26 protein-coding genes are annotated in these 26643 nt (G+C 60.3%); 14 read left to right on the forward strand and 12 right to left on the reverse strand.

The window, feature by feature from the left end; translation table 11 throughout:
- Positions 1-32 precede the first annotated feature (32 nt).
- Positions 33-2567, forward strand: a complete 2535-nt coding sequence (locus AOA61_RS06635) for a hypothetical protein (protein WP_143521195.1) — start codon at positions 33-35, stop codon at positions 2565-2567.
- 46 nt (positions 2568-2613) lie between these two features.
- On the opposite strand, the gene AOA61_RS06640 is transcribed toward AOA61_RS06635, so the two are convergent.
- Positions 2614-3198, reverse strand: a complete 585-nt coding sequence (locus AOA61_RS06640) for a nitroreductase family protein (protein WP_099601389.1) — start codon at positions 3196-3198, stop codon at positions 2614-2616.
- 153 nt (positions 3199-3351) lie between these two features.
- On the opposite strand from AOA61_RS06640, the gene AOA61_RS06645 reads away from it, so the two are divergent.
- Both AOA61_RS06645 and AOA61_RS06650 read left to right on the forward strand, forming a co-directional pair.
- Positions 3352-3801 (forward strand): YcgN family cysteine cluster protein, encoded by a 450-nt coding sequence (locus AOA61_RS06645; protein ID WP_003172524.1) that lies wholly within the window; start codon positions 3352-3354, stop codon positions 3799-3801.
- A 13-nt stretch (positions 3802-3814) separates the two neighbouring features.
- Positions 3815-5035: a hypothetical protein gene (locus AOA61_RS06650; RefSeq protein WP_099601390.1), complete on the forward strand. Its 1221-nt coding sequence runs from the start codon at positions 3815-3817 to the stop codon at positions 5033-5035.
- Positions 5036-5178: 143 nt separating this feature from the next.
- Here AOA61_RS06650 and AOA61_RS06655 read toward each other — a convergent pair whose 3' ends face one another.
- The 3 genes from AOA61_RS06655 to AOA61_RS06665 all read right to left on the reverse strand — a co-directional run bounded on the left by AOA61_RS06655 (position 5179) and on the right by AOA61_RS06665 (position 6607).
- On the reverse strand, positions 5179-5529 hold the full coding sequence (locus AOA61_RS06655) for a DUF2892 domain-containing protein (protein WP_099601391.1): 351 nt from the start codon (positions 5527-5529) through the stop codon (positions 5179-5181).
- Between the two features lie 67 nt (positions 5530-5596).
- Complete coding sequence (locus AOA61_RS06660) at positions 5597-6064, reverse strand: RNA methyltransferase (RefSeq protein ID WP_003189607.1); 468 nt, start codon at positions 6062-6064, stop codon at positions 5597-5599.
- Between the two features lie 168 nt (positions 6065-6232).
- Positions 6233-6607, reverse strand: coding sequence for a YajD family HNH nuclease (locus tag AOA61_RS06665; protein WP_003210675.1), 375 nt, complete (start codon positions 6605-6607; stop codon positions 6233-6235).
- A gap of 101 nt (positions 6608-6708) precedes the next feature.
- Here AOA61_RS06665 and AOA61_RS06670 point away from each other — a divergent pair, with 101 nt between their 5' ends.
- On the forward strand, positions 6709-7629 hold the full coding sequence (locus tag AOA61_RS06670) for a ParB/Srx family N-terminal domain-containing protein (RefSeq protein WP_099601392.1): 921 nt from the start codon (positions 6709-6711) through the stop codon (positions 7627-7629).
- A 131-nt stretch (positions 7630-7760) separates the two neighbouring features.
- On the opposite strand, the gene AOA61_RS06675 is transcribed toward AOA61_RS06670, so the two are convergent.
- Positions 7761-8447: a spermidine synthase gene (locus AOA61_RS06675; protein ID WP_032888736.1), complete on the reverse strand. Its 687-nt coding sequence runs from the start codon at positions 8445-8447 to the stop codon at positions 7761-7763.
- 78 nt (positions 8448-8525) lie between these two features.
- On the opposite strand from AOA61_RS06675, the gene AOA61_RS06680 reads away from it, so the two are divergent.
- Positions 8526-8804 carry a hypothetical protein gene (locus AOA61_RS06680; RefSeq protein WP_032888738.1) on the forward strand — a complete coding sequence of 93 codons (279 nt, stop codon included), beginning with the start codon at positions 8526-8528 and terminating at the stop codon, positions 8802-8804.
- Here AOA61_RS06680 and AOA61_RS06685 read toward each other — a convergent pair.
- Entirely contained in the window at positions 8801-9274 is a 474-nt protein-coding gene (locus AOA61_RS06685; RefSeq protein ID WP_032888741.1) for a cyclic nucleotide-binding domain-containing protein, read from the reverse strand. The genes AOA61_RS06680 and AOA61_RS06685 overlap by 4 nt on opposite strands.
- A gap of 67 nt (positions 9275-9341) precedes the next feature.
- Positions 9342-11384 (reverse strand): S9 family peptidase, encoded by a 2043-nt coding sequence (locus AOA61_RS06690; protein WP_099601393.1) that lies wholly within the window; start codon positions 11382-11384, stop codon positions 9342-9344.
- Positions 11385-11408: 24 nt separating this feature from the next.
- On the opposite strand from AOA61_RS06690, the gene AOA61_RS06695 reads away from it, so the two are divergent.
- The 3 genes from AOA61_RS06695 to AOA61_RS06705 are packed head-to-tail and all read left to right on the forward strand — an operon-like array spanning position 11409 to position 13294.
- Complete coding sequence (locus AOA61_RS06695) at positions 11409-11942, forward strand: MFS transporter (RefSeq protein ID WP_099601394.1); 534 nt, start codon at positions 11409-11411, stop codon at positions 11940-11942.
- A gap of 21 nt (positions 11943-11963) precedes the next feature.
- Positions 11964-12740 carry a class II glutamine amidotransferase gene (locus tag AOA61_RS06700; protein WP_024074057.1) on the forward strand — a complete coding sequence of 259 codons (777 nt, stop codon included), beginning with the start codon at positions 11964-11966 and terminating at the stop codon, positions 12738-12740.
- 11 nt (positions 12741-12751) lie between these two features.
- Positions 12752-13294: a DUF2937 family protein gene (locus AOA61_RS06705; RefSeq protein ID WP_032888750.1), complete on the forward strand. Its 543-nt coding sequence runs from the start codon at positions 12752-12754 to the stop codon at positions 13292-13294.
- A gap of 123 nt (positions 13295-13417) precedes the next feature.
- Here the strand turns inward: AOA61_RS06705 and AOA61_RS06710 are convergent, their stop codons facing one another.
- Positions 13418-14332, reverse strand: coding sequence for a LysR family transcriptional regulator (locus AOA61_RS06710; RefSeq protein ID WP_032888752.1), 915 nt, complete (start codon positions 14330-14332; stop codon positions 13418-13420).
- 177 nt (positions 14333-14509) lie between these two features.
- Here AOA61_RS06710 and AOA61_RS06715 point away from each other — a divergent pair, with 177 nt between their 5' ends.
- The 3 genes from AOA61_RS06715 to AOA61_RS06725 are packed head-to-tail and all read left to right on the forward strand — an operon-like array spanning position 14510 to position 16856.
- The gene (locus tag AOA61_RS06715) at positions 14510-15250 is read left to right on the forward strand and encodes a 5-oxoprolinase subunit PxpA (protein WP_099601395.1); all 741 of its coding nucleotides are present in this window, start codon (positions 14510-14512) and stop codon (positions 15248-15250) included.
- Positions 15247-15951, forward strand: coding sequence for a 5-oxoprolinase subunit PxpB (gene pxpB / locus AOA61_RS06720; protein ID WP_099601396.1), 705 nt, complete (start codon positions 15247-15249; stop codon positions 15949-15951). Before AOA61_RS06715 ends, pxpB begins: the two co-directional genes overlap by 4 nt.
- On the forward strand, positions 15948-16856 hold the full coding sequence (locus AOA61_RS06725) for a biotin-dependent carboxyltransferase family protein (RefSeq protein WP_099601397.1): 909 nt from the start codon (positions 15948-15950) through the stop codon (positions 16854-16856). Before pxpB ends, AOA61_RS06725 begins: the two co-directional genes overlap by 4 nt.
- 149 nt (positions 16857-17005) lie before the next feature.
- Here AOA61_RS06725 and AOA61_RS06730 read toward each other — a convergent pair whose 3' ends face one another.
- The 3 genes from AOA61_RS06730 to AOA61_RS06740 all read right to left on the reverse strand — a co-directional run bounded on the left by AOA61_RS06730 (position 17006) and on the right by AOA61_RS06740 (position 20289).
- On the reverse strand, positions 17006-18184 hold the full coding sequence (locus tag AOA61_RS06730; RefSeq protein WP_095184104.1) for a VWA domain-containing protein: 1179 nt from the start codon (positions 18182-18184) through the stop codon (positions 17006-17008).
- Entirely contained in the window at positions 18184-19029 is an 846-nt protein-coding gene (locus AOA61_RS06735) for a MoxR family ATPase (RefSeq protein WP_003210690.1), read from the reverse strand. Before AOA61_RS06735 ends, AOA61_RS06730 begins: the two co-directional genes overlap by 1 nt.
- A 183-nt stretch (positions 19030-19212) precedes the next feature.
- The gene (locus tag AOA61_RS06740; RefSeq protein WP_099601398.1) at positions 19213-20289 is read right to left on the reverse strand and encodes a DUF748 domain-containing protein; all 1077 of its coding nucleotides are present in this window, start codon (positions 20287-20289) and stop codon (positions 19213-19215) included.
- A 124-nt stretch (positions 20290-20413) separates the two neighbouring features.
- Between AOA61_RS06740 and cysK the strand changes: the two genes are divergently transcribed.
- Both cysK and AOA61_RS06750 read left to right on the forward strand, forming a co-directional pair.
- Positions 20414-21388 (forward strand): cysteine synthase A, encoded by a 975-nt coding sequence (cysK, locus tag AOA61_RS06745; RefSeq protein WP_032888769.1) that lies wholly within the window; start codon positions 20414-20416, stop codon positions 21386-21388.
- Positions 21389-21533: 145 nt separating this feature from the next.
- Positions 21534-22472 carry an aspartyl/asparaginyl beta-hydroxylase domain-containing protein gene (locus AOA61_RS06750; protein ID WP_032888770.1) on the forward strand — a complete coding sequence of 313 codons (939 nt, stop codon included), beginning with the start codon at positions 21534-21536 and terminating at the stop codon, positions 22470-22472.
- Between the two features lie 157 nt (positions 22473-22629).
- On the opposite strand, the gene acnA is transcribed toward AOA61_RS06750, so the two are convergent.
- Positions 22630-25371 carry an aconitate hydratase AcnA gene (gene acnA, locus AOA61_RS06755; RefSeq protein ID WP_099601399.1) on the reverse strand — a complete coding sequence of 914 codons (2742 nt, stop codon included), beginning with the start codon at positions 25369-25371 and terminating at the stop codon, positions 22630-22632.
- A 190-nt stretch (positions 25372-25561) separates the two neighbouring features.
- Between acnA and rlmM the strand changes: the two genes are divergently transcribed.
- Entirely contained in the window at positions 25562-26638 is a 1077-nt protein-coding gene (gene rlmM / locus AOA61_RS06760) for a 23S rRNA (cytidine(2498)-2'-O)-methyltransferase RlmM (protein ID WP_032888775.1), read from the forward strand.
- The last annotated feature ends 5 nt before the right edge of the window (positions 26639-26643 follow it).

Consider the following 26643-nt stretch of genomic DNA (forward strand, 5'->3'; position numbering starts at 1 on the left):
CGGACTCCTTTTGGCTAAGGACAGGTATTTCCATGACGCCCCTTATTTCCCCCGCTGTTCAGCCGCGCCCGATGGCGCCCGCCCACCACAACGACGTAACCCGCACCCCCGACCGCGAGCCTGACCCTTCGCGTCCGGTCGATCTCCCTGCACCGCTTGAAGACTTGTCCGGCTTTGACCTGACGCGTAGCGACCATTGGGGGCAACCGCCTTCGGTCGTCATCCAACGATTGGCCAGCCATTTACTCGAAAAAGGCGGTGCCAGCGTTCAAGCAGCCCACCAGGCCGCGTATCGCTTACTGATCAATTCCGCACCTGAATATTTGGTCAAGGACATTCCCGCCAGCGTGACCTGCGCCAGTGTGCTCTGGGCTCAGTTGGCGATGGCTGTGGGCAGGATCGAAGCCCACGCGCCAGGCCGCACGCTCGGTATGGGGTATGCCGAAATTTTGCTGAACGCCGAATCGCTCACCCTTGACGCTGCCACTCGCCAGCGCATCGATGGGCAGGCCCTGACGGAGTGGGGCGTGGCCAACGGTGTGCTGACCCGCACCGATGAGATGCCATCGGCCAGTGCAATGGAGCGCCTGAGGGCGGCCTACAACGAACAGCTCAGCGCGCTGAAAAGCACCAGCGCCCTACTGCAAACGCCAATCCCCAGCCGCAGAGCCATGGCGCTGGCCCTGCTTGAGCGGGCGTTTCCTGACGTCGACCCGAGCCTCTTCGAAGTCAGGCATTTTCAAAAGGCCAGGCTCACCAAAGGGCGCCCAGGTATCCATCCCGGCTCACGCTCTATGCTGGATATCGTCATGCACGGCGGCCCATTGGCGACCGATGAGCATTGGGTGAGCAATAACAAACGCCTGCCCATTGACCGTTTTTGCAGCCTTTACCAACAAGGCAAGCTGGAGGTCGCCAGCGCATTCACGAAGGCCTACGACCAGGCGATCAGCGCCCATCAAACCGGGCAACAGAGTCGTGTGCGGCAGATGATCGCCACGTTGCCCCTGGAGGACCGCAATAACCTGGAGTTCGGCAAGCTCGAATTCTTCCACACCAACCAGTACACAATCGCCAAAGACCTGTTTACTCCGCCGGCGCTGCACGTGCGCGGCCATACGCTGGAGGTGAAGGCGACTCGAAACGGCGAGGTCAATCTCTATACCCTCGACACGCGAAACGGCACCGTTGAGAAAGAAAACTTTCTATTGCGCCGACGTACTCCGCCTTACACCGCTGCGAATATGGAATCGCGCGAGGCGAATATTCTTTCTAGAACCGTTCAGTTTGAGCCCGACAGCGATTTCCCGGCGCAACCCCAAGGCACCCAAGCCTCTGACAGTCTCAACTCGCGGCGCAGCCATGCCATTGCTGATGTGTTCGTCAAATCCCTCGACCTGAACAACGACGATCTGATGAACGAGGCCCGGGGCCTGACGTCCTTTGATCGGGACAGCGCCCGCAATGAAGCCATTGGCGAATTCTTCCTGAACCTGATCCCCTTGCGCTCGGCTATCGTCAACTTCCAAAACGGCAACATTGGGCAGGGCGTGTTCGACCTGGGCCTGGATGCGGTTGGCCTGGTTACGTTGGGCGCCGGCAAAGCCGTGCAGGCGGGTAAGGTGCTGGGCGGCGCCTTGACCACTGCGCGCCAGGCGGCCAAGGCGGTGAGGTTTGTTGGCGCAACGGCGGTGGAGGCCTTCAACCCCTTGAGCGGCGTCGGCGATCTGCTGGTGAGCGGCGGCAGGTGGGTGACCAGGGGCAGTGTTTCTGCCGGTGAGCTGAGCAACGGGCTGTTTCGTCATTACAGGGCACCGGAGTCGAGCCTCACCGGGCTCTCGCGCAATAATCAGGGCGTGTACGTTGCTGCCGACGGCCATCGCTCGTATGTGCGCCATCTCGACGCGTCCGGCCAGGCTGGCGTTTATGAGGTCCGGCAGGTGTCCCGCGGCGCGGACGGCAGCGTGCAGGCGCGGGTGTACCACAACAACCGGCAAACTCCGTTGTTACTCGAACATGTGCAGGGTGACCAATGGCGGCGACTGGGTGCGCGGGGCGGCCAGCCGGTTGCGGTCAAAGCCGATCTCGGCCCAGAAATCGGCCGTGGGGGCGAAGGCGTGGTGTATACAAGCCTCGACGGTAAGAGTGTTTATAAAGATTTGGGGCCGACCCGCCTGACCTCGGTAGAGGGCTACGTCGACATGGAAGTGGTCAACCTGAACAAGTACTACGGAGAGGGCTTTGCCGAGGTATTGATCGAGGACGGCCGCAAATACATAAAGATGGGCAAAATTGACGGGGTTGATCTTGCCCATGTCGAAAAAGGCAGCCTGCCCGCCGAAGCACGTTCGTTACTCGACGACGCGGTAGCGCAAATGGAGGCCAGGGATATTTTTCATAACGACCCGCAGTTGAGTAACTTCATGTACTCAAAAACAGACAACAAGCTCTATCCCATCGACATGAATGGTATGCCCGCCGAGTTCATGGTGCCGGCGGTCAAAAACGTGTATGACCGGCAAATCACGCAGCTGCGCTCGGCGTTCAGCGAACTGATCGCCCGGTAGTCCTCAAGAGACACCCTGCCGCGTTCAGGCGGCAGGGTACTGGCTGTCAGAGGCCGAAATCACCTTCGGACACCAGCTCGCTCAGCGGCTTGCGCGGGCTCGGAACTTCACGCCCTTGCAGGTACTCCGGCAGGGTCGACTTGTCTCCCAGCTTGCCAACGGCCACGGCCGCGTGCAGCGCGTAACCTTCCGGAATCTTCAACTCCTTGCGCGTCAGCTCCTGATCGAAACCGGCCATGCCGTGGGTGTGCCAGCCACTGAGGCTGGCTTGCAGTGCCAGGTGGCCCCAAGCAGAGCCGGTGTCGAAGGTGTGCCACAGCGCCGGGGTTTCTTCAGTGGCACCGGGAGCGACGAAGTCGGTTTTCGAGGCGATGATCACCAGGGCCGAGGCATGCTGCGCCCAGCCGCGGTTGAATTCATTGAGCAGGCCCAGGAAACGTTCCCAGTCCGGCGTGTCGCGGCGCGCGTAGAGAAACCGCCACGGCTGCGAGTTGTAGGCCGACGGCGCCCAGCGTGCAGCTTCGAAGAAGCTCAGCAGCGTCTCTTTCGAGATGCTCTCGCCGGTGAAGGCGCGGGGCGACCAGCGGTCGGTGAACTGGGCGTGGATCGGATAGTCGGCAACACGTGTCATGAGCAGGTCCTGATCGTCAATTCGGCGCTCAAAGCTACTGCGCGCCCGCTAGACTGACAAGTGTTGTAACACCGCCAGTCGTAAGCGCTTGGTTCCAAGGGGCTTGGGCACTAGACTGGCGGCCTTTTCACCTACCGATACTGATGCAGAGCCATGGCCGCCAAAGTCGAACCTTTCTGGATACGCAAAACCCTTGAACACCTCGACCAGGAGGAGTGGGAGTCATTGTGCGACGGCTGTGGCCTGTGCTGCCTGCAAAAGCTTGAGGACGAAGACGACAACAGCGTCTATTACACCCGTATCGCCTGCAAACTGCTGGACCTGAAAACCTGCCAGTGCACCGACTACCCCAACCGCCGCGCCTCGGTGCCCGACTGCATCCAGCTCACCCCAGGCCAGGCCGATCAGTTCAAATGGCTGCCGCCCACCTGCGGCTACCGCCTGGTCAGCGAGCGCAAGGATTTACCGCTGTGGCACCACCTGGTCTGTGGCGACCGCGACGCCGTGCACCACGAACGCATTTCCCAGTCTGGACGCATGCTCAGCGAAGGCAGCGTGCCTGAAGACGACTGGGAGGATTACCTGATCTTCCGCGCAGGCTGAAAAAGGAGTGTGTATGAAGGTGGGAACCCAGCTGGCGGCATGCCTGGTGCTGCTGGCGCTGAGCATGCCTGCGTGGTGCGCCAGGAAAGTCGACTTGGATTATCACGTTAAATTGCTGCCCCAGAGCGATCAGGCTGAAGTACGCCTGAGCCTGTCACAAGGCTCGGCCGTGCGCAGCCTGGACTTTGACCTGGGCCCGGCAGGCAGTTACAGCGACTTCAAGGCCGACGGCCAGTGGAAGGTCAGTGGCCAGCGGGGCGTGTGGCAGCCCCGCGCCGACAAGGCCAGTCTGACCTACCGCGTGCACCTCACCCAGGCGCGCAAGCCGGGCAGCTATGAAGCACGTATGACTGCGAGTTGGGCGCTGTTTCGCGGCGAAGACCTGGTGCCGACCGCGCGGCTCGACCAGCAGGACGGCGTCGAGTTGGTCTCGCGCCTGGTGTTCGAATTGCCTGCGGGCTGGAAAAGCGTCGAAACCGCCTGGCCCCGTATCGGCAAGAATAAATTTCGCATCGACAACGTTTCCCGCCTGTTCGACCGGCCCACCGGCTGGATGCTCGCGGGCACGCTTGGCAGCCGCCGCGTGCGCCTGGGCGAAACCGAAGTCACCGTGGCGTCGCCCAAGGGTCAGGCCATGCGCCGCATGGACGTGCTGACGTTGCTGACCTTTGTCTGGCCCCAGGTCGAAGCCGCGTTCCCGCGTCATCCGGCCAAGCTGTTGGTGGTGGGCGCCAGTGATCCGATGCGCCGTGGCGTGTTCTCGGCGCATGACTCGATCTACCTCAACAGCCGCACACCGCTGGTCAGCGAAAACGGCAGCAGCCCGTTGATTCGTGAAGTGGTGCAGGCGATCGGACGTTTCAACGATCACGACACCAGTGACTGGATCAGCGAAGGGCTTGGGGAGTATTACGCCATCGAACTGGTGCGCCGTGCCGGTGGGATCACCGATGAGCGGTATCAGGCGATACAGGCGCGGTTGAGCAAGGAGGGCAAAGATGTCACGACGCTGCGCGGCGAGCATGTCAGTGGTGCAACCGTGTCGCGGGCAGTGGTGATATTGCAGGAGCTGGACAGCGAGATTCGGGTGAAAACCCATAACAAACGCTCGCTGGATGACCTCGCGCAAGCGGTGATGCGGGCGAACAGCATTACCACGGCGGAGTTCGTGCAACTGGCTGAGAGCATTATTGGCGAGTCGTCGGCGGTGCTGGATACCAAGCTACTGCGCTGATTTCAACCCCTGCACCAATCAACATGTGGAAGGGGGCTTGCTCCCGATAGCATGATTCAGTCACAACATGTGTTGACTGACACTCTGCTATCGGGAGCAAGCCCCCTCCCACATTTGGATCTCTAACCTACCGAAAGCCAGGTTCAGCCTGTGGTTTTCACAGCCTTCTCAGCCGCCACTTCAGCCTTGGTCTTCAGGTTTTTCAGCTCTGCACCTGCACGCTCGATCTTCGTACGCACGCTGTTTATTTCCTGGCGACCCTGTTCCAGCTTGTCCTTGAGCGAGCTGTGCCCGGTAAAACCACGGGCCAGTGCCACACCGCCAATCGCCACCTGGATCAAACCGAAAATCCCGCCACGGCGCAGGCCTTTGCCGAGCATTATCACGCCACCGGCCACTGAGCCGATGCGTTCCCAGCCGTGGACGTTTTGCGTCGGCTGGTTCTGGAAGGGCGTGTGCTCGATGATAGGTCGCACGTTTTTGCTGTCGCTCATGATCTGTCTCCAACAAGGGCAAGTGTAAGTAGCTGACTGCTGGCGGGCGTCGGATGTTCCCAAAAAATCAATACTTGGGGCCCGAACGGGTGTTGTTGCCCTTGGCCAGGCGGTCATAGAGCACCACGTTGACCGTGGCAGCCAGGTTCATGCAGCCGGTGGTCGGGATGTAGACCACGTCTTCGCACCAGTCCCGGATCTCCTTATCCAGCGAGCCGTCTTCCGGGCCGAAGATATACAGCGCGCGGTCGGGGTGGGTGTACTCGGGCAGCGGGCGGGCGCCCTCCACCAGTTCCACGGCGACGGGGATACAGCCCAGGGGCAGGATTTTTTTCAGATCATCGATGCCGATCAGCGGAATATCGTGATGGACCTTCTTGGTGTCGGTGATGAAGTCCCGGGCGCGCTCGTAACGCACGCCGGTGTAGAACACCGAGGCCACGCCGTAGCAACCGGCGGCACGCATGACCGAGCCGACGTTTTCGGGGGATTTGGGGTTATACAGACCGATGCAGCTGTAGCGTTTATTGCCCACGGGGAAGGGTGCCTTGGAGAAAAGCGGCGATTATACGGCTTGAAGGTGATGTATTGCTTGGGCTAACGCTATCGGGAGCAAGCCCCCTCCCACATTTGAAAGTGTTCACAACTCAAAATGTGGGAGGGGGCTTGCTCCCGATGAGGCCAGGACAGGCGACAACACTCTTCAGTCGTCTTTCTTCATCAGGCCCGCCAGCGCCGCAAACGGGTTATGCGTGGCCTTGGCAATCGTCGGGCTGCTGGTGGAGCCTTCGCCGAAGTACTGCTGATCGGTGTAGCGCGAGTGTTCGTTGTCGTGGCAGTACAGGCACAACAACTCCCAGTTGGAGCCGTCCTGAGGGTTGTCATCATGATTGTGGTTGCGGTGGTGTACGGTGAGTTCGCTCAGGCGCTTGCCGGCGAATTCACGCGCGCAGCGGCCGCACACGTGGGGGTACATCTTGAGGGCTTTGTCGCGGTAGCCCATTTCCCGGTCGCGCTGGGCATCGGCGAGGATGCGGTCCAGCTTGGCGGTGTGGGAGGGCGGGTTGGTCGAGCTCATCATGGCTCCTGGCTATTTTGTGGGTCACGGATAACGTTGATTCTAGCCGTCGGCGGGCGTTTGTAGTATCGGTTCATTCATTTCACAAGGATCTGAAACCTATGCGTTGGTACACATGGACAATTGCACTGCTTTTCTGCGCGCTGGCGGCTCAAGCCCAGGCGTTTTCGACGCCCAAGCCCGGGCAGTTGATTGAGGTCACCCTTGAACAGTTGCACCCGACCCAGGCCGTGGTGGGTTTCGACCAGATCTACTACAGCCTCGGGCTGTTCGCCGACAAACCCACCAAGGCCTTTGATGAATACTGCGAAACCAACGGTCAGGGTGAGGCCGACAAGGTGCCCAAGAACGCCAGCCTGCTTGCGCCTTCCAGCTTCACGTGCAAAGACCCGGTAGGCACTCATCCCGAAGACATGAAAACCGTGGTGGTCGGCCCTGGTGGCCAGTTGTACCTGACCGACGGTCACCACAGTTTCACCACCCTTTGGCAAACGCCGGGTGCCGGCCCTCAGTTGAAAATGTGGGTCAAGGTGACTGACGATTTCAGCAACAGCCCAGACCTCGCCACCTTCTGGCAGCGTATGGAAGCGGCGCGCAAGGTCTGGCTCAAGGACAACCGGGGCCAGACCCTGCCGCCTACGCAACTGCCTGCTCACCTGGGCTTCAAGAATCTGCAGGACGACACCTTCCGCAGCCTGGTGTATTTCACCCGCAAGGCCGCCTATGGCAAGCCGGATGGCGGCGAGATCGCCCCGGAATTCCTGGAGTTCTATTGGGGTAACTGGCTGCGCACGCAGATTGATCTGGGCCAGTACAACCTGGACAAAAAAGGCGGCTACAAGGATGCGATCGAAGCAGTCGCCAAGCGCATGGTCAGCCTGGCGCCGGGATCACCGGTGGGAGGCAGCGGTTTTACCGCCCAGCAACTGGGTGGGATGACCCAACTGGATCGCGATGAGCTGCATAAGACCTTCGACAAAAAAGTCCCGTACGTGATCGACTACCGCAAATCCCACAACTGACAGGGATCAAAATGTGGGAGGAGGCTTGCCCCGATAGCGTAGTGTCAGTCACCAAATGTTTTGACTGAACCACCGCTATCAGGGGCAAGCCCCCTGCCACATTGGATCTCCAGTGGTTTGGTTAATGGTGCTCAGCCCTTGAGCTTCTCCGCAATCCAGATGGTGTGTCGGGTGCCCTTGTTGCCATGGGCAAATACCTGCACTTCCTCGGCCTTGAAACCGGCCTTGCGCAGTTTGTCGCTGAACAGTTTGTCGGCACTCGCTGACCACACCGCCAGCACGCCCTTGGGCCGCAAGGCCTTGGCGCAGGCGGCCAGGCCACCGGCAGAGTAGAGCCAGCTGTTGGCCTTTTGCGTGAGGCCTTCGGGGCCGTTGTCGACGTCGAGCATGATCGCGTCAAAGCCTTGGGGCTCGGCTTGCAGCACCTTGGCCACGTCTTCCATGCGGATCACGGTGCGCGGGTCCAGCAGTGGGCGCCCGGATTTTTCCCCCAGCGGCCCACGGTTCCATTCCACGACGCCCGGCACCAGTTCGGCGACAACCACTTCGGCAGTCTTGCCCAAATGCTTGAGGGCCGAGGCCAGGGTAAAGCCCATGCCCAAACCACCAATCAGCACCCGTGAATCAGGACGACCGGCAACTTTGCGGCAGGGAATTTCTGCCAGCGCATCTTCGGAGCCGTGCATGCGCGTGTTCATCAACTGGCCGCCGTCACCACCCTGGATCTTGATTACAAAATCCTCGCCGTATTCGAACAGGCACAAGGCACCGCCGTTGTCGGGGATCGGGGTGGTGTCCAGCAGAACGAAACGTTTCATGGAAATCTCATTGGGAAGGGCATTCTTGCGCGGTTGGGAGTAGCCTTACGACATTCCGGTCAGGCCATGGAGCCATCGATGAAGTGCAGCATTCTAACGGTCATTGTGTTGAGCGCGCTCGCATTGGGTGCGGCGCAGGCTCAGGAGTTGCAAACCGTACCGGTCGCGCCCGCGCCAACCCCCGGTGCACCGGGCACGCCGACGCCGACGCTGTATCCCCAAGTCAGCCCGCCAGCGCTGCCCAAGACCAACGGCTCGCCGCCCTTGGCGCCCATCGTGTTACCGACGCCACCGAAGGACCAGACGGTGCCCGGCCTGCAGCAGAACGACAGCAAACCAAAGACCCCCGGCGGTTAAAACTGTTGCGACAGTAACTGCCCATCAGCCATGCGCAGGCGCTTGGACAGGGCAATCGCAATCGCGCGGATGATCTTCGCGGCCACCCGCGGGGTTTCGTTGAGCATCTTTTCCAGGGAGTCCTTGCCCAAGTTCAACAGCACGCAATCACTGGCAGCCACGCAACTGGCGGAGCGACGCTCGCCGTCGAGTACTGCCATCTCACCGAAAGCCCGGCCGCTGCGCAGAGTGGCGATGGTCAGGCGCTGGCCGTCGTGATTGGTTTTCTGCACCGCCACCTGGCCGCTGTGGATGATGCACATGAAGGTGCCGGCATCGCCTTCGAGGAAGATCGCTTCGTCCTGGGCAATGCTGCTGATATTGAAGTAGCCGGCGGCGACGTGAAAATCTTCCGGCAACAAAGGGTCGAACAGGCCGCAGTCCATGAGCATGTCGCGGATTTCGGTATTCATTAGCGTCGGTAGTGCCATGGCTGCAATCTTGGTCCATCAATCAGTAGGCGGTCCTGTGTTCAGACAGGCCCGCCGCGCTAAGTTCCTAAATCAACCCCAGCGCCTTGAACACAAATGCATATTCGAGCGCTACGTCACGTAATCCCTGGTAACGACCGCTCATCCCACCATGGCCGGCACCCAGTTCGGTCTTGAGCAACAGCAGGTTGTCGTCGGTCTTGGTGTCACGCAGCTTGGCCACCCACTTGGCCGCTTCCCAATACTGCACGCGGCTGTCGTTGTAGCCGGCGATCACCAGCATGTGCGGGTAGGCCTGGGCCTGGACGTTTTCGTACGGCGCGTAGGCCTTGATGCGCTCGTACACCTCGGGCTCCTCGGGGTTGCCCCATTCGTCGTACTCGGTGATGGTCAACGGCAGCTCCGGGTCGAGCATGGTGTTGAGCACATCAACGAACGGCACTTCGGCAATCGCCGCGTGGAACAGCGCCGGACGCTGGTTGAGCACCGCACCGATCAACAGGCCACCGGCACTGCCGCCGCTGATGGCCAGCTGCTTGGAGGTGGTCAGGCCTTGAGCGATCAGGTGTTCGGCGCAGGCGATAAAGTCGCTGAAGGTGTTCTGCTTGTGTTCCTGCTTGCCATTGCGGTACCAGGCTTCACCCAGTTCGCCGCCGCCACGCACATGCGCGATGGCAAACGCCACGCCGCGATCAAGCAGGCTCAGGCGTGCGTGGGAGAACCATGGGTCGAGGCTCGAACCGTAGGCGCCGTAGCCGTAAAGGTACAGCGGTGTGGTTTTGCCGAGTTGGTCACGCTTGACCACCAAGCTGATCGGCACCTGAGTACCATCGGCGGAGGTGGCCCACAGGCGCTGGCTCACATAATCGTCGGCGTTGAACACGCCCAGCACCGGGGTTTCCTTGAGTACCTGTTGCGTACCGCTGGCCAGCTCCAACTGACGCACCTGGGCCGGACGGTTGAGGGATTCGTAGCGCAGGCGGATCTTGTCGCTGACGAATTCCAGGCTGTTCTGTACGTAGAGGCTGTAGGCGGCGTCAGGTAATTCCACGCGATAGGCAGGCAGGCCCTCGGGGTGCACTTCGATCACCGGCAGGCCGCCGATGCGCAAGCTTAAGGTCATGGCGCTGGTGTTCAGGCTGACGCCGTCGAGCATCACCTCATCGCTGTGGGGGATCAGGTTCTGCCACTCATCCTCGGTCGGCACGTCGCCAATGTCGGTTGCGACAAACAGGGCGTAGTTGATGCCATCACGGTTGCTACGGATAAACCAAGTCCAGGCGCCATTCAGTTGGCCGTGGTCGACATCGTATTCGTGATCGTCGACCCGTGGCGCCAGGCAGGTGAAATCCTGCTGCGGTTGGTTGGCGTCCAGGGCCCAGACTTCGCTAGTGGTCTTGCTGCCCAGGGCCACCAGCAACTGGCGCTCGGAGCTGGAACGGTAGCAATGCAGGAAGAAACGCCCGTCGGGCTCATGGAACACTTCCTGCGCCGCCGTGCCGTCCAGGCGATAGCGATAGAGTTTGTGGGGGCGGTGCGTTTCGTCCAGTTCGCCGAAGAACAGGGTCAGGCTGTCGTTGGCCCAGGTCATGCTGCCGTCGCAGTCCTGGAACTCCAGTTCGCTGACCTTGCCGGTTGCCAATTCCTTCACGAACAGGGTGTAGATCTCTTCGCCGGTGGTGTCCAGGCTGTAGGCCAGGCGATTGTGGTCTGGGCTGATGCTGAATGCGCCGAGGGAGAAAAAGCCACCGTTGGCCAGTTCGTTCGGGTCCAGCAACAGCTCTTCGCTGCTGTCGTCCACCACGTTGCTGTCATCGGCCGGACGGCGGCAGCGGTAGTGACGGGCGTACTCGTCGCCGGCGGTGGTGCGGGTGTAATACAGGTACGGGCCCCACGGCGAGGGCAGGGACAGGTCGGTTTCGAGAATGCGGCCCTTGATCTCTTCAAACAGGCTTTCGCGCAAGGCTGCCTGATCGGCGAGCTGGGCTTCCTGCCAGGCGTTTTCGGCCTTGAGGTAATCGAGTACTTCAGCGCTGTCGCGTTCTTGCAGCCAGGCGTAAGGGTCTTGGCCAGGGGCCTTTCGGGCAATCGGGGGCGTCGATACAGGCATGGATTATTCTCTATCTGGCGGACGGTGGCAGGCTTTGCAGCCGCGACACGCAAAAGCCGTTATCATAGCCGCCTGTTTGCCTACCTTGCCATGGACACCATGACCGAGAACGACTATCTGACCGCTTGGGGCCTTTACGCCTTCGCCGCTTTGGGCTGCCTGTTGGTGTGGTGGCGCATGACGCGCTGGATGTGGCGCTGGTTGCGCGAGCCGCTGCAATTGCTGATGGCCGTGTTGCTGTTCAGCCCGACCATCGTAGACCCGGTCAAGACTCAGTTCGCGCCGGCCGTGGCAATTACCGCCCTGGACCTAGTGCTCAAGGTCGGCAATAACGCCTGGCGGGCTATTTCCGATTTGTTCATGTACACCATGATCGCCTTTGGCGTGTACCTGGTGATTGTGTTGATCCGCTGGCCCATCGACCGCGCCGCCAATGCGCGTCGTGAGCGCCAGGCCGCCACCGATGCAGCCCTGGCCGCTGAGCCGGCGGAAGAAGACGACGAGCCATTCCGCCGTCCGGCGCCTGTCAGTGGCATGCGGGTCGAACCGCGCCTTTAACGTTGCAGCGAGAGCCCTGGCATGTGTGAATTATTGGGCATGAGTGCCAACGTCCCCACCGATATCGTGTTCAGCTTTACCGGGCTGATGCAGCGCGGTGGGCGCACCGGCCCCCACCGCGACGGTTGGGGCATCGCTTTCTACGAAGGCCGTGGTCTGCGTCTGTTCCAGGACCCGGCCGCCAGCAGTGAATCGGAAGTCGCGCTGCTGGTGCAGCGTTATCCCATCAAGAGCGAAGTGGTGATCGGCCATATCCGCCAGGCCAACGTGGGCAAGGTGAGCTTGGCCAATACCCACCCGTTCGTGCGCGAACTGTGGGGCCGCAACTGGTGTTTCGCCCATAACGGCCAACTGGCGGACTTCAACCCCCGCGCCACCTTCTACCGCCCGGTCGGCGATACCGACAGCGAAGCGGCCTTTTGCGACTTGCTCAACCGCGTGCGCGAAGCCTTCCCCGAGCCGGTGGACATCGAACAGATGCTGCCGGACCTGATCGCCGCCTGTGCCGAATACCGCAGCAAAGGCGTGTTCAACTGCCTGCTCAGCGATGGCGACTGGTTGTTTTGCTACTGCTCGACCAAATTGGCGCAGATCACCCGGCGTGCCCCGTTCGGTCCGGCGCGCTTGAAAGATGTCGACGTGATCGTCGATTTTCAGGCCGAGACCACACCCAATGATGTAGTGACGGTAATCGCCACCGAGCCGTTGACCGACAACGAAAACTGGACCCGTTACGAACCGGGCCAATGGAGCCTGTGGCGACGCGGTGAATGCGTCAGCCAGGGCATTACTGAGTAAGGATATCGACCATGTTGCTCAGCTATCTGCGGTTGGTGCTGTTTGCCATTGGCCTGTTGGTCGGCGTGCAAGTGCCGGGATTTATCAACGATTACGCCAAGCGCGTCGAAGCCCACTTGATAGAGGCCCAGACGGGGCTGAGCGGGTTTGAAACCACCGCACGGCAGTTCTTCAACGGTGATTTGAAGGCGTTGGTCGCGCATTACCGCGCCAGTGACGACCCGGTTTTCCAGAGCGACGCCAACAGCCTGGGCGCCATGCTTGATCGCCAAGTTGCGTTGGACAAGCAATTCCAGGCCATGCAAGGCCCGTGGTACATCCGTGCGTTGCAAGTGGCGGTGGCCGCCGACCCGGATATCCGCCAGGAAACCTGGAACGGTTACAGCTATCAGATCCTCCTGACCCCAGAAGCCATGGGTTGGGGATTGGGCGGGGCGATGCTGCTGTCGTTTGGATTGGAATGCCTGTTCCGCCTGATCGACTGGGTCGTGTTGGGCGGCAAGCGCCTGCGCCAGAGCCGGCCGATTGAAGAGCGGGACCTGAAAGGTCTCTAACGCCCAACTCGGTCAAATGTGGGAGGGGGCTTGCTCCCGATAGCGGTAGGTCAGTCAATACTTCAGCTACTGACCCACCGCTATCGGGAGCAAGCCCCCTCCCACATTTTTAACCGGGTTTCGTCAGGGGGCCAGCACCATCCGCTCTTCGCCGACTTCCTCGGCATAGCGGGCAACGACCTTCTGGCACAGCCCGACAATCTCCTCCACCAACTCCACCCCCACCCGCCACGACACCACCACCTGCAGGTTAGGCAGTTTCTGCGCCATCGATAACATTACCAATTCCCCGCGCGCCAGTTCCTCACTGACCAACACCGGCGGCAGTGCGCCAATGCCGAATCCATCGCGCAACAACCGCGTAATCGCAGACACCGAATTCACACAGTTCATCCTTGGCGCGGCCACGCCGTTGGCCTGCATCAGGCTCAGCACATCCTGATGTGGGTGCGAGTTTTTCGAGTAGGTGATGATCCGCTCCTGAGCCAGTTCGGCGAGGGAGGCGTAGTCGCGGTTGTAGATCGATTGGCTGGCGACGATCCAGGCCATGGGATGGCTGCACAGTTCCAGGCTGCGCACGGTTTCCAGGCGCAGCAGGTCGGTTTGCAGGATCAGGTCAAGGAAGCCTTTTTGCAGCTGATCGCTGAGGTTAAGCGCGGTATCAGCGACCAATTCGATTTCGACTAAGGGGAAATGGTCCATCAGTTCCGCCACCAACGGGCTCAGCCAAGTGTGAATCACCGTGTCCATCGCGCCGATCCGAATGCGCCCGACCTTGCTGCTGGTGGTCTCCAGAGACTGCTTCAGGCCCCGCATGGTCACCATCATCTGCTCGGCATAATCGAGCACCTTCAAGCCTTCCGGGGTCAGGCTTACGCCTCGAGAATCACGCAAAAACAGTTTCACCCCCAGCTCGCTTTCCAGCACGGCGATGCGGCTGGAGATCGAGGCCTGGGTGGTGAACAGCTTCTCGGCAGTCAGGCGAAAGCTCTTGAGCTTGGCCACCCAGACGAAGGTTTCGAGGAACTTCAAATTCATGGGATCAACTTTTTCTTATGCATGGATCGGTTTTTATTAGTTGGACGCCGTACCGGGCAAGCGCCAAAAATCGAGCGTATTCCACGATGAGCGTCGTGGGGGTGTCAGGACAGGTTGCACGTTCTGCGTTAAAAATCCCACACTGCAAAAAAATAAGTCCTACAGGAGCGCCAGACCGTGAGCCGTCTTTTACTGAATTGCGATATCGGCGAAAGCTTTGGTAACTGGACCATGGGTCTGGACGCCGAGGTCATGCCGTTCATTGATTGCGCCAACGTGGCCTGCGGCTTTCATGCCGGCGACCCAAGCATCATGCGCAAGACTGTTAGCTTGGCGCTCAAGCATGGCGTGCAGGTGGGGGCGCACCCGGCATACCAGGATTTGCAAGGCTTCGGCCGCCGTTCCATGGCCTATACCCCTCAGGAAATCCAGGATCTGCTGCACTACCAGATCGGCGCCCTCGACGGCATTTGCCGTGCCCAAGGCGGTCACGTCAGCTACGTCAAACCCCATGGCGCGATGTACAACGACATGATGGCCAACCCGAAACAACTGCGTGCGGTCATCGAGGCGGTGGCCGCTTATGGTGACTTGCCGCTGATGCTGCTGGCCACTCGCGATAACAGCGCAGCCCAGGCATTGGGCGATGAGTATGGCGTGACCCTGTGGTTTGAAGCATTCGCCGACCGCGCCTACGACAACAACGGCCACTTGGTTTCCCGCCAGTTACCCGGCGCTGTGCACCACGACGCCGAAACGATCATCCAGCAAGCCCTGACCATTTCTCGTGGCGAACCGTTGACGGCCAGCGACGGCAGCGCCCTCGTACTAAACGCCAATACCCTGTGCGTGCATGGCGACAACGCCAGTTCAATTGCTGCCGTGCAGCGTATCCGCGAGGCGTTGAAGCCAGCATGAAGCCGCGGATTGAAGTGGTGGCCATCGACTGCCTGATGGTGCGTCTGTTCGATGCGATTGCAGAAGCCAACATGCCGTGGATGCTCGCCGCAGCGCAACGCTTGCGAGAAGGGTTTGGCGCTGCATTGGTGGATCTGGTGCCGTCCTACACCACCTTGATGGTGCATTACGACCTCATCGCGCTGAGCCCTGCCCAGGCCCGAGAGCTGATCGACCACGCCCTCACCGACTTGCAGCCTCAGGCCCAGGGAAGCGGTCAATGCCATGTGCTGCCGGTGTGGTACGACCTGAGCGTCGGCCCGGAACTGACCTTGCTCAGCCAGCGCAGTGGCCTGGCCGTCGACGACGTGATCTGTCTCCACAGCGCCCACGAATATCAGGTGTTCGCCCTTGGCTTTGCCCCCGGTTTTGCCTTTATGGGGTTGGTGGACGAAGTCCTCGCCAGCCCACGCCTCAGCACACCGCGCAAACGCGTGGCGGCTGGCAGTGTGGGGATCGCCGAGCGCCAAACGGCTGCTTACCCGGTGGTTTCTCCGGGTGGCTGGAACCTGATCGGTCGCACCCCCGCCAAACTGTTCGACCGCGCGCGAGACGGCTACAGCCTTATGCAACCTGGCGACACGGTGCGCTTCGAAGCGGTCAGTCGTGCCGAATTTATCAACCTGGGTGGCGATGACACGCCGTTGGAGGCGCAGGCATGAGCCACTTGATCATCGAGGCCAGCACGCCGCTGTGCCTGTTGCAGGACGCCGGTCGTTTTGGCGTACGCCACCTGGGCGTGACCCAAGGCGGCGCGCTGGATTGGGTGTCGATGTCGTGGGCCAATTGGCTGCTGGGCAATGCGCTGGACGCACCGGTGGTGGAAATCACCCTCGGCGGCTTTACCGTGCAGGCCGAGGAGTATTGCCTGCTGGCCTTGGCCGGTGCGGACCTGGGCGCGTATGTCGATGAACGCCCTATCAGTCCGGGACGCAGTTTTATCCTGCAAAAAGGCCAGCGTTTGCGCTTTACCCAGCCGTTCAACGGTGCGCGGGCGTATCTGGCGGCACCCGGCGGGTTTGATGCGCCGGATGTGCTGGGCAGTTGTGCGACGGTGGTGCGTGAAGCACTGGGCGGGCCGGACGGATTCGGCAAAGCGTTGGCCGAGGGCGGGCGGTTGGCCTATTCCGGGACGGGCGGCGCGATGAAAGTGCTGAGCGCACAGGCGTTGCCCGCCAAGGCGCCGCTGGATGTGATCGTCGGTGCACAAATCGGCCAGTTCAGCGGCCAAAGTCTATTCGATGCCTTCAATACCGATTGGGCCCTGGACAGTCGCGCTGACCGCATGGGCATGCGCTTGCTCGGTACGCCGTTGCGGTACCAAGGGCCGTCGCTGATTTCCGAAGGTATCCCGTTGGGTGGCATCCAGGTGCCGCCGGATGGGCAGCCGATTGTGTTGCTCAATGATCGGCAGACCATTGGCGGTTATCCGCGTCTGGGGGCGTTGACGCCTTTGTCGCTGGCGCGACTGGCGCAGTGTTTACCGGGAGAGAAAGTGAGGTTGGTGCCGGTGGTCCAGGAAACGGCGCATCGGCAGCATGTCGAGTATTTGCGCCGATTTACATAACACCGCAATTTAAAATGTGGGAGGGGGCTTGCTCCCGATGACGATGGTTCAGTCACTGATGTGTTGACTGAAACACGGCTATCGGGAGCAAGTCGAATCGTCGCACCGCCCCTCCCACATGAGATCTCCTGCATTATTTGGGTCGGCGTTTATTTGGAGAGGAAGCGCATCCCTTCTTCCAGCCCGCGCAATGTCAGCGGATACATCTGATCCTCCACCAACTCCCGCACAATCCCCGTTGACGCGGTGTAACCCCATGTATCCTTGGGATACGGGTTTATCCAGATCAGCTTTTTGTACTTGGCCATGAAGCGCTGCATCCACACATACCCCGGCTCTTCGTTCCAGTGCTCGACGCTGCCGCCGGCCTGGGTGATTTCATACGGCGCCATCGATGCATCGCCGATAAAGATCACTTTGTAGTCGGCGCCGTACTTGTGCAGCAGGTCTTGAGTGGAAGTGCGCTCCGAGGTGCGGCGCTGGTTGTTCTTCCACACCGACTCGTACACGAAGTTATGGAAGTAGAAATATTCCAAGTGCTTGAACTCGGTCTTGCAGGCCGAGAACAGCTCTTCGCAGATCTTCACGTGGGCGTCCATCGAGCCGCCTATATCGAACAGCAGCAACAACTTGATGGTGTTGCGCCGTTCCGGGCGCATCTGGATATTCAGCAAACCGGCGTCGCGGGCGGTGTGGTCGATGGTGCCGTCGATGTCCAGCTCTTCGGCCGCACCCTGGCGCGCGAACTTGCGCAGGCGGCGCAGGGCGATCTTGATATTGCGCGTGCCCAGCTCAACCTGGTCGTCGAGGTTCTTGTACTCGCGCTGGTCCCAGACTTTCACCGCCTTGCCCTGGCGCTTGCCGGCGTCGCCGACGCGAATGCCTTCGGGGTTGTAGCCGCCGGAGCCGAACGGGCTGGTGCCGCCGGTGCCGATCCATTTGTTGCCGCCGGCATGGCGTTCTTTCTGTTCTTCCAGGCGCTTTTTGAATTCCTCGATCAGCTTGTCGAGGCCACCAAGGGATTGGATCTGCGCGCGTTCTTCATCGCTCAGCGAACGCTCGAATTCCTTGCGCAGCCAGTCTTCGGGGATCAGCGCCTGCAAATGGTCGTCGAGCTTTTCCAGGCCGTTGAAATAGGCACCAAACGCGCGGTCGAACTTGTCGAAATGCCGCTCGTCCTTGACCAGGATCGCCCGGGCCAAGTAGTAGAACTCGTCCATGTCGGCGAAGGTCACGCGCTGCTTGAGCGCGTTGATCAGGTCGAGCAGCTCGCGCACGGACACCGGCACCTTGGCGGCGCGCATCTCGTTGAACAGGTTGAGCAACATTAGCGATTACCGCGACGGCTCATGAACGCCAGACGCTCCAGCAGTTGCACGTCTTGCTCATTCTTGACCAAGGCACCGGCCAGCGGCGGGATGGCTTTGGTCGGATCGCGCTCGCGCAGCACCGCTTCGCCGATGTTGTCGGCCATCAGCAGCTTGAGCCAGTCCACCAGTTCGGAGGTGGATGGCTTTTTCTTCAGGCCCGGTACTTTGCGCACGTCGAAGAACACGTCCAACGCTTCGCTGACCAGGTCCTTCTTGATGTCGGGGTAGTGCACATCCACGATCTTTTGCAGGGTGGTGCGGTCGGGGAAGGCGATGTAGTGAAAGAAGCAGCGGCGCAGGAACGCGTCCGGCAGCTCTTTTTCGTTGTTGGAGGTAATGATGATGATCGGGCGTTTCTTGGCCTTGATGGTCTCGTCGATTTCGTAGACGTAGAACTCCATCTTGTCGAGTTCTTGCAGCAGGTCGTTGGGGAACTCGATGTCGGCCTTGTCGATTTCATCGATCAGCAGGATCACCCGTTCTTCGGATTCGAACGCTTCCCATAACTTGCCTTTTTTCAGGTAGTTGCGCACGTCGTGCACCTTGTCCACGCCCAACTGCGAGTCACGCAGGCGGCTGACCGCGTCGTACTCGTACAAGCCCTGATGGGCCTTGGTGGTGGATTTGATGTGCCAGGTGATCAGCTTGGCGCCGAAGGATTCGGCCAGTTGCTCGGCGAGCATGGTCTTGCCGGTGCCCGGTTCGCCCTTGACCAGCAACGGCCGCTCCAGGGTGATGGCGGCGTTGACGGCCAGTTTCAGGTCATCGGTAGCCACATAGGCCTGGGTGCCTTCGAACTTCATCGGTGTTTCCTCGCATTCATCAATGCCGGGACTATACCGCGCAGCCCCGGCGACTGTGAACGCAGACGAGTTATTCAGTCTCTGAATGACCAATGTGGGAGGGGCTTGCCCCCGATGGCAAGGTTTCAACCAACCGACTCATTGGCTGATCCGCCGCCATCGGAGCAAGCCCCCCCTCACATTTTAATCTGCGCTGGGTTTGGGCTGTTCATAGCGCGCATTGAACGCCTGGATAAAACCATTGCGCAAAATCGCTAAAAACGCAGAGAACGCGCTGGCATCCTTCTGATGCACGCTGCCACTGAGTTCGACGCGGGTGGCAAATTGGTTTTTCTGTTGGTTCTTGAGCACGGTTTCGCTCGCACCTACCACGGCCTCCCAGATCGAACGGAAGATGTTCTTGTCCTTGTTCTCCACGTCTTGCTGCCAGTCAAACACCTGCACATCCCTTAGCAGCGGTTTGATATAGCCAGTCAGTTGGCCTTTTTCGGCCTGGGCTTCGATGACTACATCGCCGGTGCCGGCCTTGAAGTCGAACTTACCGTAGGCCGAGGCAAAGTCATTCATGCGCTTGAGTTGCAGGTCTTTGGCGCGGAAACGAAATTCGAAGTTCTCAAAGTTGCTCAGCGGGTCGAAGGTGGCGCTGGCTTCCAGCGGGGCCTGGCCTTGCAGCAGGGCTTTGCCGTCGAAGCGGGCGTCGCGCTTGCCTTTGACGTCGACGACGTTGGTCAGGTTATAAAAGCTGGCGTTGACGTTGGTCGCGTCGATCTTCACCACGGGTTTGGAATTGAAGTTATGGAAGGCAATCTTGCCCTCTTCGATACGCACTTCATCAAGGGTGATCGGCGCCAGCTTGCTCAACTGCTCGCGCCAGTCGGTGCCTTTACCGGTCTGGGACGCCTGCTTGTTAGCGCCGCCGTCGACGAAATTCACTTCAGGCTCGATAAAACGCATTTTGGCGACCACTGCATGGTCGTACCACAGCGAATGCCAGCTCACCGCCAGGTCGATCAGCGGCGCCTTGACGAACGGTACCGGCACTTTGCCGTCGACCTTGACGATCTCAAGGCCATTAATCCGGTAGGCGCCGCGCCACAGCGCCAGGTCCACGTCGGTAATTCGGCCTCGGTAATCGCCCATGTCGGCGAGCTTGTCATTCAGATAATTACGCACTAAGTAGGGCAGGGCGATGCTTAAGGCAACCATGACCACCAGCAATCCGGCGACGGTCCATAGTGGCCAGCTGTAGCGACGTTTCATCGGGCAGTTCTCCTTGCAGGTAAAACATGGACTGCCGCGAGCCGAGCAACGTTCCTCTGACTGGACGCTTTGCAGTACGAGGCATACCCTTATTGCCTTCTTGAAATTGCCTATAGGACCCGTCATGAGCCGCATTTTTGCAGACAACGCGCACTCCATCGGTAACACGCCCCTGGTGCAGATCAACCGGATCGCCCCCCGTGGCGTGACCATCCTGGCCAAGATCGAAGGGCGTAATCCGGGTTACTCGGTGAAGTGCCGCATTGGCGCAAACATGATCTGGGACGCAGAAAGCACCGGCAAACTCAAACCGGGCATGACCATTGTCGAACCCACATCTGGCAACACCGGCATCGGCCTGGCGTTTGTCGCCGCCGCCCGTGGTTACAAGCTGCTGCTGACCATGCCGGCGTCGATGAGCATCGAGCGCCGCAAGGTTCTCAAGGCGCTGGGCGCCGAGTTGGTCCTGACCGAGCCGGCCAAAGGCATGAAAGGCGCTATCGAAAAGGCCGGCGAAATCGTCGCCAACGATCCAGCCACCTACTTTATGCCGGGCCAGTTTGAAAACCCGGCGAACCCTGAGATCCACGAGAAAACCACCGGTCCGGAAATCTGGAACGACACCGACGGCGCGGTCGATGTGCTGGTAGCGGGCGTGGGCACCGGCGGCACCATTACCGGTGTGTCGCGCTACATCAAGAACATTGCGGGCAAGCCGATTCTGTCGGTGGCTGTGGAGCCGATTGTGTCGCCGGTGATCACCCAGGCGCTCGCCGGTGAAGAAATCAAGCCCAGCCCGCATAAGATCCAGGGCATCGGCGCCGGCTTTGTGCCGAAAAACCTCGATCTTTCGATGGTTGACCGCGTCGAGTTGGTGACCGACGACGAATCCAAGGCCATGGCACGGCGCCTGATGCAGGAAGAGGGAATTCTGTGCGGTATTTCCTGTGGCGCAGCAATGGCCGTGGCCGTGCGCCTGGCCGAGAAGCCGGAAATGCAGGGCAAGACCATCGTGGTGATCCTGCCGGACTCTGGCGAGCGCTACCTGTCTAGCATGCTATTCAGCGATTTGTTTACCGAGCAGGAAAACCAGGCCTGATGAGCGTTTGGGGTTGATGTGTGTCAGCCCCGTTACCCTGGGCCTTCTGCATACTGGCCCAACTGTTTATCATGGCTGGCTGCTACGTCTGGTTTCCCCGTGACGGGAAGTTGTTGGCCAGACGCTTATTTCCAGGAGTTGCTGCATGACCTTTTCTTTGGCCGCCAAACTGTCGGTGTTGCTGCTGTTTATCGGTAGCACGCTGTATGTACACCTGCGCGGCAAGGCCCGTTTACCGATGTTGCGCCAGTTCGTTAACCATTCGGCGCTGTTCGCCCCCTATAACGCCTTGATGTACCTGTTCTCGGCCGTGCCGTCCAAACCTTACCTGGACCGCAGCAAGTTTCCGGAACTGGACGTGCTCAAGGACAACTGGGAAGTGATCCGCGAAGAGGCCATGCACCTGTTCGACGAGGGTTACATTCGCGCCGCCGAAAAGAACAACGACGCCGGTTTCGGTTCGTTCTTCAAAAAGGGTTGGAAGCGTTTCTACCTCAAGTGGTACGACAAACCCCTGCCATCGGCCGAGGCGCTGTGCCCGAAAACCGTGGCCTTGGTGAGCAGCATTCCTAACGTCAAAGGGGCGATGTTTGCGTTGTTGCCGGGCGGCAGCCACCTCAACCCGCACCGTGACCCGTTTGCCGGTTCCCTGCGTTATCACTTGGGCTTGTCCACGCCGAACTCCGACGACTGCCGCATCTTCGTCGACGGCCAGGTGTATGCCTGGCGTGACGGTGAGGACGTGATGTTCGACGAAACCTACGTGCACTGGGTGAAGAACGAAACCGAGAAGACACGCGTGATCCTTTTCTGCGACATCGAGCGCCCGCTGAGTAATCGCGTGATGACCCGCGTCAACCGTTGGGTCAGCAAGCAACTGGGCCGCGCCACCGCGCCGCAGAACCTGGATGACGAGCGCGTCGGCGGCATCAACCAGGCGTATGCCTGGAGCAAGACCTTCAGTGACAAGTTCAGTGGTGTGGTCAAACAGTGGAAGCGCAAGCATCCAAAGGCTTACCGCATTGCGCGGCCGGTGCTGGCAGTGGTCGTTCTGGTGCTGTTGTGGAAGTGGCTGTTCGGCTGATCTGAAGCGTTAAACGCGGTCAAAGTGTGGGAGGGGGCTTGCTCCCGATGGCGGTATGTCAGTCAAAACATCTATGACTGATCCACCGCTATCGGGAGCAAGTCGAATCGTCGCACCGCCCCTCCCACATTAGTTCTCCATTGCTTTTGAGATCGCCTTACGACGCAATCAACTGCCGCAGCACATAGTGCAAAATCCCCCCCGACTTGAAGTATTCCACTTCATTCAAGGTGTCGATCCGGCACAGCACCTCGACCTTCTCGCGGCTGCCATCCTCGCGGGTAATCACCAGCGTCAGGTTCATCCGCGGCACGATCTCCACCTCGCTCAGCCCGAGAATATCGATCTTCTCCTTGCCCGTGAGCTTCAGCGCCTTGCGGTTCTGATCCAGCTTGAACTGCAATGGCAACACACCCATGCCCACCAGATTGGAACGGTGGATCCGCTCGAAGCTCTCGGCGATCACCGCCTTGACCCCCAGCAGGTTGGTGCCTTTGGCCGCCCAGTCACGGCTGGATCCGGTGCCGTACTCTTGGCCTGCAATGATCACCAGCGGCGTGCCCGAAGCCTGGTATTTCATTGACGCATCGTAAATCGGCATCTTCTCGCCGGTGGGAATGTACAGCGTGTTGCCGCCTTCTTCGCCACCGAGCATTTCATTGCGGATGCGGATATTGGCAAACGTGCCGCGCATCATCACTTCATGGTTACCGCGGCGTGAGCCGTAGGAGTTGAAGTCCCGCGGTTCGACGCCTTGCTCGCGCAGGTAGCGGCCAGCGGGGCTGTCAACCTTGATATTGCCGGCGGGGGAGATGTGGTCGGTGGTGACTGAGTCGCCCAGCATCGCCAGCACGTTGGCGCCCATGACGTCTTTGATCACCGGCAACGGGCCGTCGATGTCCTCGAAGAAGGGTGGATGCTGGATATAGGTGGAATCCTTCTGCCACACGTACGTCGCCGCCTGTGGCACGTCAATGGCCTGCCACTGCTCGTCGCCGGCAAACACCTCGGCGTATTCCTTATGGAACATGCTGGTGCTGACCTGCGCCACGGCGTCGGCAATTTCTTTGCTGCTTGGCCAGATGTCCTTGAGGTAGACCGGGTTTCCGTTCTGATCGTTACCCAACGGCTCGCTGCTGATATCGATGCGCACGGTGCCAGCCAGCGCATAGGCGACCACCAGCGGCGGCGATGCCAGCCAGTTGGTTTTCACCAATGGGTGCACGCGGCCTTCGAAGTTACGGTTGCCGGACAGTACCGAGGCCACGGCGAGGTCGGCCTTCTGGATGGCTTTTTCAATCGGCTCGGGCAATGGCCCGGAGTTGCCGATGCAGGTGGTGCAGCCATAGCCCACTAGATCAAAGCCGAGGGTGTCCAAGTATTGAGTGAGGCCTGCCGCCTTGTAGTAGTCGGTGACCACCTTGGAGCCGGGAGCCAGTGAGGTCTTCACCCACGGTTTGCGCGTGAGGCCTTTTTCCACGGCTTTTTTCGCCACCAGCCCGGCGGCCATCATTACGCTGGGGTTGGACGTGTTGGTGCAGGAGGTGATGGCGGCGATCACCACGGCGCCGTTTTTCAGGCGATAGGTCGTGCCTTCGTACTCGTAGTCTGCTTCGCCCACCAGGTCGGCGTTGCCCACGGCCACACCACCGCCGCCTTCACTTTCCAGGCGGCCTTCTTCCTTGTTGGTGGGTTTGAATTGCAGGTCGAGGAAGTCGCTGAAGGCCTGGCCGACATTCGGCAGGGCCACACGGTCCTGTGGACGTTTTGGCCCAGCCAGGCTGGCTTCGACGCTGCCCATGTCCAGGGCCAGGCTGTCGGTGAACACCGGTTCCTGACCGGCATTGCGCCATAAGCCTTGGGCCTTGGTGTAAGCCTCGACCAGTTTCACGGTTTGCGCCGGACGACCGGACAGGCGCAGGTAATCCAGGGTGACGTCATCCACCGGGAAAAATCCGCAGGTGGCGCCATATTCCGGGGCCATGTTGGCGATGGTAGCGCGGTCGGCCAAGGGCAGATCGGCCAGACCGTCGCCGTAGAACTCGACAAATTTACCCACCACGCCTTTTTTGCGCAGCATCTGGGTCACGGTCAGCACCAGGTCGGTGGCGGTGATGCCTTCCTTGAGTTTACCGGTGAGCTTGAAGCCGATTACTTCCGGGATCAGCATCGACACCGGCTGGCCGAGCATCGCCGCTTCCGCTTCGATGCCGCCCACGCCCCAGCCCAGTACGCCGAGGCCATTGATCATGGTGGTGTGGGAGTCCGTGCCGACCAATGTGTCGGGGAAGGCGTAGGTGCGGCCGTCCTCGTCCTTGGTCCAGACGGTGCGGCCAAGGTATTCCAGGTTGACCTGATGGCAGATGCCGGTGCCCGGCGGCACCACGCTGAAGTTGTCGAAGGCGCTCTGGCCCCAGCGCAGGAAGGCGTAGCGTTCGCCATTGCGCTGCATCTCGATATCGACGTTTTCTTCGAAGGCGTCGGCATTGCCGAACTTGTCGACCATTACCGAGTGGTCGATCACCAGGTCCACGGGGGAGAGCGGATTGATGCGCTGCGGGTCGCCCCCGGCCTTGGCCACGGCGGCGCGCATGGCGGCCAGGTCGACTACGGCGGGTACACCGGTGAAGTCCTGCATCAGCACGCGGGCGGGGCGGTACTGGATCTCACGGTCGGACTGGCGCTCTTTGAGCCAGGCGGCAATGGCCTTGAGGTCTGCGCCGGTGACGGTCTTGTTGTCTTCCCAGCGCAGCAGGTTTTCCAGCAGCACCTTGAGCGACATCGGCAGCTTATCCAGGTCGCCCAGGCTCTTGGCGGCTTCGGGCAGGCTGAAATAGTGGTAGGTCTTGTCGTCGATTTCTAAAGTTTTAAGGGTTCTCAGGCTATCAAGGGATGACATTACATGACTCCTTATGGTCCGCACGGCTACGGACCTGACGGGACGAACAGAGCTTTAAAACTAGCGCTGTTTTCATTAGCAGGCTAATAACTGGACTCTATGGGCAAGTCCAAGGTTCCGAACTCGGCTATCATGCGCGCGTTTTCATGACAGGCATTGCGATCGAGCAAGCCAGTTGCCAGGAGATTCAATGAACACCCTTTTTATGCACTGCCGCCCGGGTTTTGAAGGCGAAGTCTGTTCCGAGATCGCGGAACACGCCGCGCGTCTGAACGTTTCCGGCTACGCCAAAGCCAAGACCGGCAGCGCCTGCGCCGAATTTGTCTGCACCGAAGAAGACGGCGCCCAGCGCTTGATGCACGGCCAACGCTTTGCCGAGCTGATCTTCCCGAGGCAGTGGGCGCGCGGGGTGTTTATCGACCTGCCGGAAACCGACCGCATCAGCGTGATCCTCGCTCACCTGCGTGAATTCCCGGTGTGCGGCAGCCTCTGGCTGGAGATGGTCGACACCAACGATGGCAAGGAACTGTCGAACTTCTGCAAGAAATTCGAAGTGCACCTGCGCAAAGCCCTGCTCAACGCCGGCAAACTGGTGGACGACCCGAGCAAGCCGCGCTTGCTGCTGACGTTCAAGAGCGGCCGCGAAGTGTTCATGGGGCTGGCCGAGTCGAACAACTCGGCGATGTGGCCGATGGGCATTCCACGCCTGAAATTCCCGCGCGACGCGCCAAGCCGCTCAACCCTCAAGCTGGAAGAGGCCTGGCACCACTTTATCCCCCGCGACCAGTGGGACGAGCGCCTGCACGGCGACATGACCGGCGTCGACCTCGGTGCCGCGCCGGGCGGCTGGACTTGGCAACTGGTCAACCGCGGCATGTTGGTGACGGCCATCGACAACGGCCCCATGGCCGAAAGCCTGATGGACACCGGCCTGGTGCAGCACCTGATGGCCGACGGTTTCACCTTCGTGCCCAAGCAGCCGGTTGACTGGATGGTGTGCGACATTGTGGAGAAACCCGCACGCAACGCCGCGCTGCTGGAAACCTGGATTGGCGAAGGATATTGCCGCGAGGCGGTGGTGAACCTGAAGTTGCCGATGAAGCAGCGTTATGCCGAAGTGAAGCGTCTGCTGGAGCGCATCGAAGAAGGTTTCAAGGCGCGCGGCATCCGCGTGGAGATCGGTTGCAAGCAGCTTTACCACGACCGTGAGGAAGTGACGTGCCACCTGCGTCGGCTGGTGGATGCGAAGAAAACCAAGGCCCGTTAACGAGG

Source organism: Pseudomonas sp. 2995-1, from assembly GCF_002742505.1.
Taxonomy (GTDB): domain Bacteria; phylum Pseudomonadota; class Gammaproteobacteria; order Pseudomonadales; family Pseudomonadaceae; genus Aquipseudomonas; species Aquipseudomonas sivasensis.

What these genes read in the sequence shown, in the direction of transcription:
- AOA61_RS06710 (WP_032888752.1), bottom strand. Translation starts at nt 14,332, where the DNA reads ATGAATTTGAAGTTCCTCGAAACCTTCGTCTGGGTGGCCAAGCTCAAG.
- cysK (WP_032888769.1), top strand. Translation starts at nt 20,414, where the DNA reads ATGAGCCGCATTTTTGCAGACAACGCGCACTCCATCGGTAACACGCCC.
- AOA61_RS06680 (WP_032888738.1), top strand. Translation starts at nt 8,526, where the DNA reads ATGAAGTGCAGCATTCTAACGGTCATTGTGTTGAGCGCGCTCGCATTG.
- rlmM (WP_032888775.1), top strand. Translation starts at nt 25,562, where the DNA reads ATGAACACCCTTTTTATGCACTGCCGCCCGGGTTTTGAAGGCGAAGTC.
- AOA61_RS06735 (WP_003210690.1), bottom strand. Translation starts at nt 19,029, where the DNA reads ATGAAGTTCGAAGGCACCCAGGCCTATGTGGCTACCGATGACCTGAAA.
- acnA (WP_099601399.1), bottom strand. Translation starts at nt 25,371, where the DNA reads ATGTCATCCCTTGATAGCCTGAGAACCCTTAAAACTTTAGAAATCGAC.
- AOA61_RS06750 (WP_032888770.1), top strand. Translation starts at nt 21,534, where the DNA reads ATGACCTTTTCTTTGGCCGCCAAACTGTCGGTGTTGCTGCTGTTTATC.
- AOA61_RS06670 (WP_099601392.1), top strand. Translation starts at nt 6,709, where the DNA reads ATGCGTTGGTACACATGGACAATTGCACTGCTTTTCTGCGCGCTGGCG.
- AOA61_RS06690 (WP_099601393.1), bottom strand. Translation starts at nt 11,384, where the DNA reads ATGCCTGTATCGACGCCCCCGATTGCCCGAAAGGCCCCTGGCCAAGAC.
- AOA61_RS06650 (WP_099601390.1), top strand. Translation starts at nt 3,815, where the DNA reads ATGAAGGTGGGAACCCAGCTGGCGGCATGCCTGGTGCTGCTGGCGCTG.
- AOA61_RS06635 (WP_143521195.1), top strand. Translation starts at nt 33, where the DNA reads ATGACGCCCCTTATTTCCCCCGCTGTTCAGCCGCGCCCGATGGCGCCC.
- AOA61_RS06725 (WP_099601397.1), top strand. Translation starts at nt 15,948, where the DNA reads ATGAGCCACTTGATCATCGAGGCCAGCACGCCGCTGTGCCTGTTGCAG.
- AOA61_RS06665 (WP_003210675.1), bottom strand. Translation starts at nt 6,607, where the DNA reads ATGAGCTCGACCAACCCGCCCTCCCACACCGCCAAGCTGGACCGCATC.
- AOA61_RS06640 (WP_099601389.1), bottom strand. Translation starts at nt 3,198, where the DNA reads ATGACACGTGTTGCCGACTATCCGATCCACGCCCAGTTCACCGACCGC.
- AOA61_RS06740 (WP_099601398.1), bottom strand. Translation starts at nt 20,289, where the DNA reads ATGAAACGTCGCTACAGCTGGCCACTATGGACCGTCGCCGGATTGCTG.
- AOA61_RS06655 (WP_099601391.1), bottom strand. Translation starts at nt 5,529, where the DNA reads ATGAGCGACAGCAAAAACGTGCGACCTATCATCGAGCACACGCCCTTC.
- AOA61_RS06675 (WP_032888736.1), bottom strand. Translation starts at nt 8,447, where the DNA reads ATGAAACGTTTCGTTCTGCTGGACACCACCCCGATCCCCGACAACGGC.
- pxpB (WP_099601396.1), top strand. Translation starts at nt 15,247, where the DNA reads ATGAAGCCGCGGATTGAAGTGGTGGCCATCGACTGCCTGATGGTGCGT.
- AOA61_RS06705 (WP_032888750.1), top strand. Translation starts at nt 12,752, where the DNA reads ATGTTGCTCAGCTATCTGCGGTTGGTGCTGTTTGCCATTGGCCTGTTG.
- AOA61_RS06700 (WP_024074057.1), top strand. Translation starts at nt 11,964, where the DNA reads ATGTGTGAATTATTGGGCATGAGTGCCAACGTCCCCACCGATATCGTG.
- AOA61_RS06645 (WP_003172524.1), top strand. Translation starts at nt 3,352, where the DNA reads ATGGCCGCCAAAGTCGAACCTTTCTGGATACGCAAAACCCTTGAACAC.
- AOA61_RS06730 (WP_095184104.1), bottom strand. Translation starts at nt 18,184, where the DNA reads ATGTTGCTCAACCTGTTCAACGAGATGCGCGCCGCCAAGGTGCCGGTG.
- AOA61_RS06685 (WP_032888741.1), bottom strand. Translation starts at nt 9,274, where the DNA reads ATGGCACTACCGACGCTAATGAATACCGAAATCCGCGACATGCTCATG.